Origin of the sequence: Stenotrophomonas sp. SMYL20 (assembly GCF_036320045.1) — a bacterium.
Taxonomy (GTDB): Bacteria; Pseudomonadota; Gammaproteobacteria; order Xanthomonadales; family Xanthomonadaceae; genus Stenotrophomonas; species Stenotrophomonas maltophilia_A.
Genome location: NZ_JAWIRT010000032.1, coordinates 34,355 through 41,382, shown reverse-complemented (window position 1 = coordinate 41,382; position 7,028 = coordinate 34,355). Strand labels below are relative to the sequence as shown.

Genomic DNA, 7,028 nt, shown 5'->3' with positions numbered 1-7,028 from the left:
CGAGGCATGCCTCGGGCGGGTTGGGCAGGACGCCCAACCCCGGTCTTGCCGTGTGCGCAGGACTGCGCACACGAGCAAGCGGCGACCGAGCTTACATGGATGTACTTGCAGCGTCCCCCGCAACCGGACCCACCCCGCCATCCCACAGGAAACCAGTTTTTGACGTTGCTTTGGCTGCGGCCGTTGCCTCTGCGGGTGCAGGGCGCAGCCCTGCAGACAACACCCCTTCCCTGAGCATTCCGCGTAGTGGTTTGAGCGCCGCACACACGTCGACCACGGCACGCTATACGGCAACGGAACCGCCCGTCGTCCACCGAGAACCACCATGACCCTGCGTCCCCTGCCGCTGCACCGCGCCCTGCTGTTGGCCTTGTCATCCCTGCCACTGGCCGCGCTGGCCGAAACCACGTCGCCTGCCCCCACCCAGCAGGTCCCAGGCGTCTACCACCAGCGCGTCGGTGCGCTGCAGGTCACCGCCCTGTTCGATGGCGTGGTCGCGCTGGGCCGGCAGGAAGTCGTGGGCGTGCCGCCGACGCTGGTCAGCCGCCTGCTGGAAGGCCGTTACGTGCCCGAAGACAAGAAGGGCCTGCAGACCGCGATCAATGCTTTCCTGGTGCGCCAGGGCAACCACCTGACCCTGGTCGATACCGGTACCGCGCAGTGCTTCGGCCCCGGCCTGGGCCAGGTGCTGGGCAACCTGCGCGCCTCCGGCGTGGACCCGGCCGAGGTGGATGAGGTGCTGCTGACCCACGCCCATCCGGACCATCTGTGCGGCGTGCTCGACGCGCAGGGCAAGCCGGCCTACCCGAATGCCACGGTGTGGCTGTCCAAGGCCGATGCCGACTACTGGCTCAACCCGGCCAGCGAGGCCACCGCGCCGAAGGGCGTGCGCTTTGCCTTCCCGCTGGCGCGCAACGCGGTAGCGCCCTATCAGGCCAGCGGCCACCTGCGCACCTTCAGTCCCGGCGATGCCCTGCCCGGTGGCGCGGTGGCGATGGACACCCATGGCCATACGCCTGGCCATGTCTCCTACCGGTTCGACAGCCAGGGCCAGTCATTGCTGGTGTGGGGCGATGTGCTGCACTTCCACGCGGTGCAGTTCGCGCACCCGGAGGCGGCCTTCGAGGCCGATTCGGATCGCAAAGCCGCCATCGCCAGCCGGCGCGGCCTGCTGCAGCAGGCCACCGCCAACGGTTGGTGGGTGGCCGGTGCGCACCTGCCGTTCCCCGGTCTGGGCCATGTACGTGGCGAGGGCAAGGCCTATGCGTGGGTGCCGGCGGAGTATTCGCCGTTGAAATGAGGTGCCGCCGGGCCTGGTGGCGTTGCCGGCCAGCGGCCGGCACTACCGGGCATCAGAGCGGTAGCGCCCGGCTGCCAGCCGGGCGACCGGAAATGCCTTATTCCAGCCCCAGCCAGCCGCCGATGATGCCGCGGGCTTCGTCCACACCGGTGCGGGCGGCGCCGGAGAACACCTGCACGCTGACCGTATCACCGAAGGAGGAGTGCAGTTCCTTGCGCACCTTCTGCAGGGTCTGCATCTGCTGGCTGCGGCTCAGCTTGTCGGCCTTGGTCAGCAACGCATGCGCCGGCAGGCCACGCTGCACGGCATAGGCCAGCATCTGCCGGTCGTAGTCCTTCAGCGGGTGGCGGATATCCATCACCACCACCAGGCCCCTCAGCGCATTGCGGGTGCGGAAGTAGCGGTCGATGAAGGCCTGCCAGTGCGCCTGCAGGTCCAGCGGCACCTTGGCGTAGCCGTAACCGGGCAGATCGACCAGATGGGCTTCCGGGGTCACCTGGAAGAACACCAGCTGCTGGGTGCGGCCGGGGGTCTTGGAGACCCGGGCCAGGCTGTTCTGGCGGGTCAATGCGTTGAGAGCACTGGACTTGCCGGCGTTGGAGCGGCCCGCAAAGGCCACTTCGGCCCCCTCATCGGGCGGCAGCTGCCCCATGTTGTGGGCAGAGAGGTGGTATTGAGCGCGTTCGATGAGCAATGACATGTGCATAGGATCGCATGTTGTGGCACCGCGCGCCCGGCCCCGGGCCCTCCGCCGGGAAAATGCTGCACTGCTGCGTTGACCGTGCGCGGAAACGGCGTTGATAATCCGGACGATGCCGTGGCTGCCGCCCGGCCCGGTCCATACGGAGCTTTAGCATGCGCCACGCTCGCGTTCTTGCCGTATCCGCCCTTGCCACTGCCGTAGTCGTTGCCGCCGCTGCGTTCGCGCAGACCACGTTGACCCCGCTGCCCGACAACGGGCCGATCAACACCGCCTCGCTGGAGGTCGATTTCAGCAAGACCCACTGGGGCGATGCCAAGGCCGGCCAGACCAAGGCCTCGGCCTGCGCGGCCTGCCATGGCGCCGACGGCAATTCCACGGTGGAGATGTACCCGTCCATCGCCGGCCAGAGCGAACGCTACGTCGCCCAGCAGATGGCCCTGATCGCCAATGGGCAGCGCAGCTCCGGCGCGGCGGTGGCGATGGTGCCGTTCGTACAGAACCTCACCCCGCAGGACATGCGCGACATCGGCGCGTTCTTCGCCACGCAGAAGGCCACTGCCGGCATCGCCGATGACACGGCGGTCACCGACGGCCCCTACAAGGGCATGAAGTTCTACGAGATCGGCCAGCAGCTGTACCGTGGCGGTGACGCCAAACGCGGCCTGCCGGCCTGCATGGCCTGCCACGGCCCCAGTGGCGCCGGTAATCCGGGCCCGGCCTATCCGCACATCGGCGGCCAGCACGCCAGCTATGTCGCGCGCCGCCTGCAGGAATACCAGGCCGGCCAGACCAACGAGACCGACAAGGCGCACTTCCAGATCATGGCTGCGGTTGCGCAGAAGCTGAGCGAGCAGGAGGTGCAGGCGCTGTCGAGCTACCTGCAGGGCCTGCACAACAAGGCCGACGACGTGGCCGTTGCCACCACGCCGGCACAACCGGCTGCCGCCCCCTGACCACCACTGGTCGGCCCGGGTCGCCACGCCGGCCCGCGGCTGCGGTATGTTTCCTTCACGCCGGCGACCGCGCCGGCGTTGCTTTTTTCAACGGAGATGCGTGTCGATGAGGTTGATTTCCCGCCTGCTGTTGTCTGTGCTGGTGCTGCTGCCGCTGGTAGCCTGCGCCGCCACCCCCGCCAATGCCCCGCTGGTCGAAGGCAAGGACTACGAGCGCATCGCCCAGCCGGGCCCGTTCCAGCCGCTGGCCGGCAAGATCGAGGTGGTCGAGGTCTTCGGCTACACCTGCCCGCACTGCGCCCGTTTCGAACCGCAGCTGGAAGCCTGGGCAGCCAAGCTGCCGGCCGATGTGCGCTTCACTCCGGTTCCGGCAGCCTTCGGCGGCGCCTGGGATGCCTGGGCACTGGCCTACTACGCCGCCGACGAAGTCGGCGTGGCCAAGCGCAGCCATGCCGCCGTGTTCAAGGCCCTGCACCAGGACGGCTCGCTGCCGATGCAGAACGTCTCGGCCGATGAGCTCGCCACCTTCTACAAGGCCTACGGCGTGACCCCGGACCGTTACCTGCAGGCCCTGCGCGGCGATGCCGTACAGAAGAAGGTCGATGCCGCCCGCGCGTTCGCCCAGCGCACCAAGATCCCCGGGACCCCGGCGCTGATCATCAACGGCCAGTACCTGGTCCGTGGCGACAGCTTCGACGACCAGCTGCGCATCGCCTCGGCGCTGATCGCCCAGGCCCGCGCCGCCCGCGGCCGCTGAACCAACACCCACCACCGACACGGCGCTGTCGCCGCCGCGTGTCATCATTTCCCCCTGGCCGGCGCATGACGCCGGCCCCACCTTTCCAGATGCTGGAGACGTTTCCATGAAGATCCGTTACGCCCTCGCCCTCGCAGCGCTGCTGCCGATCCTGGCGGCCTGCAAGGCCGACGACGGCAGCACCAACACCACCGCGGCCCCGGCCGAACCGGCTGCAGCTCCGGCGACCACCGAACCGGCCGCTACGGCCGCGGGTACCGAAGGCGCCGCCCCGGCCGCTGCCGAAGGCGAGAAGGCGCCGGCTGAAGCCGCCCCGGCCGCTGCACCGGCCCCGACCACCACCGCACTGACCGGCCCGGCCCCGGTGGAAGGCGCCGACTACCAGGTGATCCCGAACGGCCAGCCGTTCCAGCCGGCCGCCGGCAAGATCGAAGTGACCGAGATCTTCGGCTATGTCTGCCCGGCCTGCGCCGCGTTCCAGCCGCTGGTCGGCCCGTGGAAGGCCGGCCTGCCGAGCGACGTGAACTTCGTCTACGTGCCGGCCATGTTCGGCGGTACCTGGGACAACTACGCCCGTGCCTTCTACGCCGCGCAGACCCTGGGCGTACAGGAGAAGACCCACGAAGCCCTGTACGCTGCCATCCATTCGCAGAAGACCCTGAAGGGCGAGCGCGGCACCGATTCGGTTGACGACATCGCCAAGTTCTACGGTGCCTACGGCGTGGATCCCAAGCAGTTCGCCGCCACCATGGGCAGCTTCGCGGTGAATGCCAAGACCAACTCGGCCAAGCAATTCGCCCAGCGCAGCCAGATCAGCGGCACCCCGTCGATCATCGTCAACGGCAAGTATCTGGTGAAGGGCAAGAGCTTCCCGGACATGCTGCGCATTGCCGACCACCTGATCGCCCGCGAACGCGGTGCGGCCCAGGCTCACTGATCCAAGAGAAGCGTTTCCCGGCCGTGAATTCCCCCCGTACACGGACCCTGCGCTTGCTGACGGCCAACATCCAGGCCGGCTCAAGTACCCGCCGCTACAGCGACTATGTGACCCGCAGCTGGTCACATGCGCTGCCGGCGGGCCGCAAGCGCAGCAGCCTGGACGCGATCGCCACCCTGGCGCGCGAACATGACATCGTCGGCCTGCAGGAGGCCGACCCGGGCAGCCTGCGCTCGGGCTTCACCAACCAGACCCACTACCTGGCCCAGCGTGCCGGCTTCAACTACTGGAGCCACCAGCCGAACCGGCGCATGGGCGGGGTCGCCTCCAGCGCCAACGGCCTGCTGAGCAAGCTGGAACCGGTGGAAGTGCAGGATCACGCCCTGCCCGGCCGCATCGGCGGGCGCGGCGTGCTGCTGGCCAAGTTCGGCGACGGCGCCGATGGCCTGGCGGTAGCGGTAGCCCATCTGTCGCTGGGCGCGGGTTCGCGGATGTCGCAGCTGGGCTTCATCGCCGAGCTGCTGTCCGACCATCCCAACGCGGTACTGATGGGCGACTTCAACTGCCTGGCCGAACGCCCGGAAATGCAGGTGCTGTACCAGAAGACCCGCCTGCAACCACCGGGCTGCATCGTGCCGACCTTCCCCAGCTGGCGCCCCGATCGCGCCATCGACCACATCCTGGTCAGCAGCGGCCTGCAGACCCGCACCGTGGAAGCCGTACCGGCCGCGTTCTCCGATCACCTCGCCCTGGCGATGCAGATCGACGTCCCGGCCGACGCCCTGCGCTGACCGCTCCTGGTGGGTGCCAACCTTGGTTGGCACGCTCTCCGCCGGGCATGGCCCGGCGCTACCCCGCCTGCACCACCGGCACCTTCAGCCGCCGCGCGGTCATCGTGCTGCCCACCGAGGCCAGCACCGTGCAGCCGATCGCCAGCCACTGCAATCCATGCAGGTGCTCGTGCAGCAGCAGCATCGCCCACAGCGCGGCTACTGCCGGCTCCATGCTGATCAGGATGCCGAAGGTCTCCTTGGGCAGGCGCTTGAGCGCCATCATCTCCAGCGACATCGGGATCGCGCTGGACACCAACGCCACCAGCAGGCCAGCGGCCAGGATCTTCGGATCGAGCAGTGCGGCGCCGGCATGCACCACGCCCACCGGCACCACCACCAGCGACGCCGCCAGCAGCCCCAGCGACACCGAATGCCCGGCGTGCAGATGGCCGGCACGCTTGCCGAACACGATGTACAGGCCCCAGCACGCCGCCGCACCCATGGCATACAGCACGCCGGCCGGATCCAGCGCCGGGCCGCCACCGATCGGCAACAGCAACAGCAGCCCCACCGCCGCGCAGCCCACCCACAGGAAGTCGATCGGTCGCCGTGATGACAGCATCGCCACCGTCAGCGGCCCGGTGAACTCGATGGCCACCGCGATGCCGAAGGGAATCGTGCGCAGGGCCATGTAGAACAGCAGGTTCATCAGGCCCAGGGTGAGCCCGTAGCGCAGGATGGTGATCGCATCCACGCGGCTGGTCTTCCAGCGCCATGGCCGCCAGAACAGCAGCAGCAACAGCGCCGAAAAGCCCACGCGCAGCGCGCTGGTGCCCTGGGCACCGATCAGCGGGAACAGGTGTTTTGCGTAGGAGGTGCCGATGGCCAGCGAGGTGACCGAGCCGAGCACCGCCAGCGCCGGCAACATCGGCGCGAGTCGTGAGGTCTGCATGCGCAAAGTCTATTGCGCCGGCGCCGAGCACTTGGCTCAATTGACGGCCCGTTCGTGCAACTTCTGCTCGCCATGGCCATCGCCCCCGTGCTCGACAGTTTCGACCGCGCCATCCTCGACCTGCTGCAGCGGGACAACACCCTGCCGCAGCGCGAAATCGCCGAGGCCGTGCACCTGTCCACCCCGGCCGTGCAGCGCCGCATCAAGCGCCTGCAGGACAGCGGCGTGATCGCGGCCAATGTAGCGGTGGTCGCCGCCGCCAAGGTCGGGCGGCCGCTGACCATCATCGTCGAGGTGCGCGTGGTCAGCGAGCAGCGCGAGCGGGTGGCGCCGTTCAAGCGCCGCGTACAGGACGACCCGGCCGTGCAGCAGTGCTACTCGATCACCGGCGATGGCGATTTCCTGCTGTTGCTTTCGGCGGCGTCGATGGAAGAGTACGAGGCGATCACCGAGCGCTTGTTCGGTGGCGATGACAACATCGAGCGTTTCCGTACCTCGGTGGCACTGGGCACCTTGAAGCGGAGTTTCGAGGTCCCGCTGGCACCGGTTCTGTAGCGTCGAGCCATGCTCGACTGCGCTTTTACCGCAGAGCAGCAGCCGTCGAGCATGGCTCGACGCTACAGTCGGAGACCATGAGCACTCCGTCCTCTCCT

General features: G+C 68.4%; 8 protein-coding genes. 6 read left to right on the top strand and 2 right to left on the bottom strand.

All coding sequences use genetic code 11. From position 1 onward, the window contains the following. Positions 1 to 325 precede the first annotated feature (325 nt). On the top strand, positions 326 to 1,300 hold the full coding sequence (locus V3B48_RS19170; RefSeq protein WP_180838416.1) for an MBL fold metallo-hydrolase: 975 nt from the start codon (positions 326 to 328) through the stop codon (positions 1,298 to 1,300). A 97-nt stretch (positions 1,301 to 1,397) separates the two neighbouring features. On the opposite strand, the gene yihA is transcribed toward V3B48_RS19170, so the two are convergent. Then, positions 1,398 to 2,000 (bottom strand): ribosome biogenesis GTP-binding protein YihA/YsxC, encoded by a 603-nt coding sequence (gene yihA / locus V3B48_RS19165; RefSeq protein ID WP_041864681.1) that lies wholly within the window; start codon positions 1,998 to 2,000, stop codon positions 1,398 to 1,400. A gap of 155 nt (positions 2,001 to 2,155) precedes the next feature. Here yihA and V3B48_RS19160 point away from each other — a divergent pair, with 155 nt between their 5' ends. The 4 genes from V3B48_RS19160 (at position 2,156) to V3B48_RS19145 (ending at position 5,441) form a co-directional block, all read left to right on the top strand. Then, positions 2,156 to 2,956 (top strand): c-type cytochrome, encoded by an 801-nt coding sequence (locus tag V3B48_RS19160; RefSeq protein ID WP_049400465.1) that lies wholly within the window; start codon positions 2,156 to 2,158, stop codon positions 2,954 to 2,956. Positions 2,957 to 3,062: 106 nt separating this feature from the next. After that, on the top strand, positions 3,063 to 3,713 hold the full coding sequence (locus tag V3B48_RS19155; RefSeq protein WP_032128968.1) for a thiol:disulfide interchange protein DsbA/DsbL: 651 nt from the start codon (positions 3,063 to 3,065) through the stop codon (positions 3,711 to 3,713). Between the two features lie 106 nt (positions 3,714 to 3,819). Beyond that, positions 3,820 to 4,650, top strand: coding sequence for a thiol:disulfide interchange protein DsbA/DsbL (locus V3B48_RS19150; RefSeq protein ID WP_329894254.1), 831 nt, complete (start codon positions 3,820 to 3,822; stop codon positions 4,648 to 4,650). Between the two features lie 53 nt (positions 4,651 to 4,703). Then, positions 4,704 to 5,441, top strand: a complete 738-nt coding sequence (locus V3B48_RS19145) for an endonuclease/exonuclease/phosphatase family protein (RefSeq protein ID WP_005419292.1) — start codon at positions 4,704 to 4,706, stop codon at positions 5,439 to 5,441. Positions 5,442 to 5,499: 58 nt separating this feature from the next. On the opposite strand, the gene V3B48_RS19140 is transcribed toward V3B48_RS19145, so the two are convergent. Continuing rightward, positions 5,500 to 6,375 carry an EamA family transporter gene (locus V3B48_RS19140; RefSeq protein WP_032128972.1) on the bottom strand — a complete coding sequence of 292 codons (876 nt, stop codon included), beginning with the start codon at positions 6,373 to 6,375 and terminating at the stop codon, positions 5,500 to 5,502. Between the two features lie 72 nt (positions 6,376 to 6,447). On the opposite strand from V3B48_RS19140, the gene V3B48_RS19135 reads away from it, so the two are divergent. Then, positions 6,448 to 6,930, top strand: a complete 483-nt coding sequence (locus tag V3B48_RS19135; protein ID WP_032128965.1) for an Lrp/AsnC family transcriptional regulator — start codon at positions 6,448 to 6,450, stop codon at positions 6,928 to 6,930. Positions 6,931 to 7,028 lie beyond the last annotated feature (98 nt).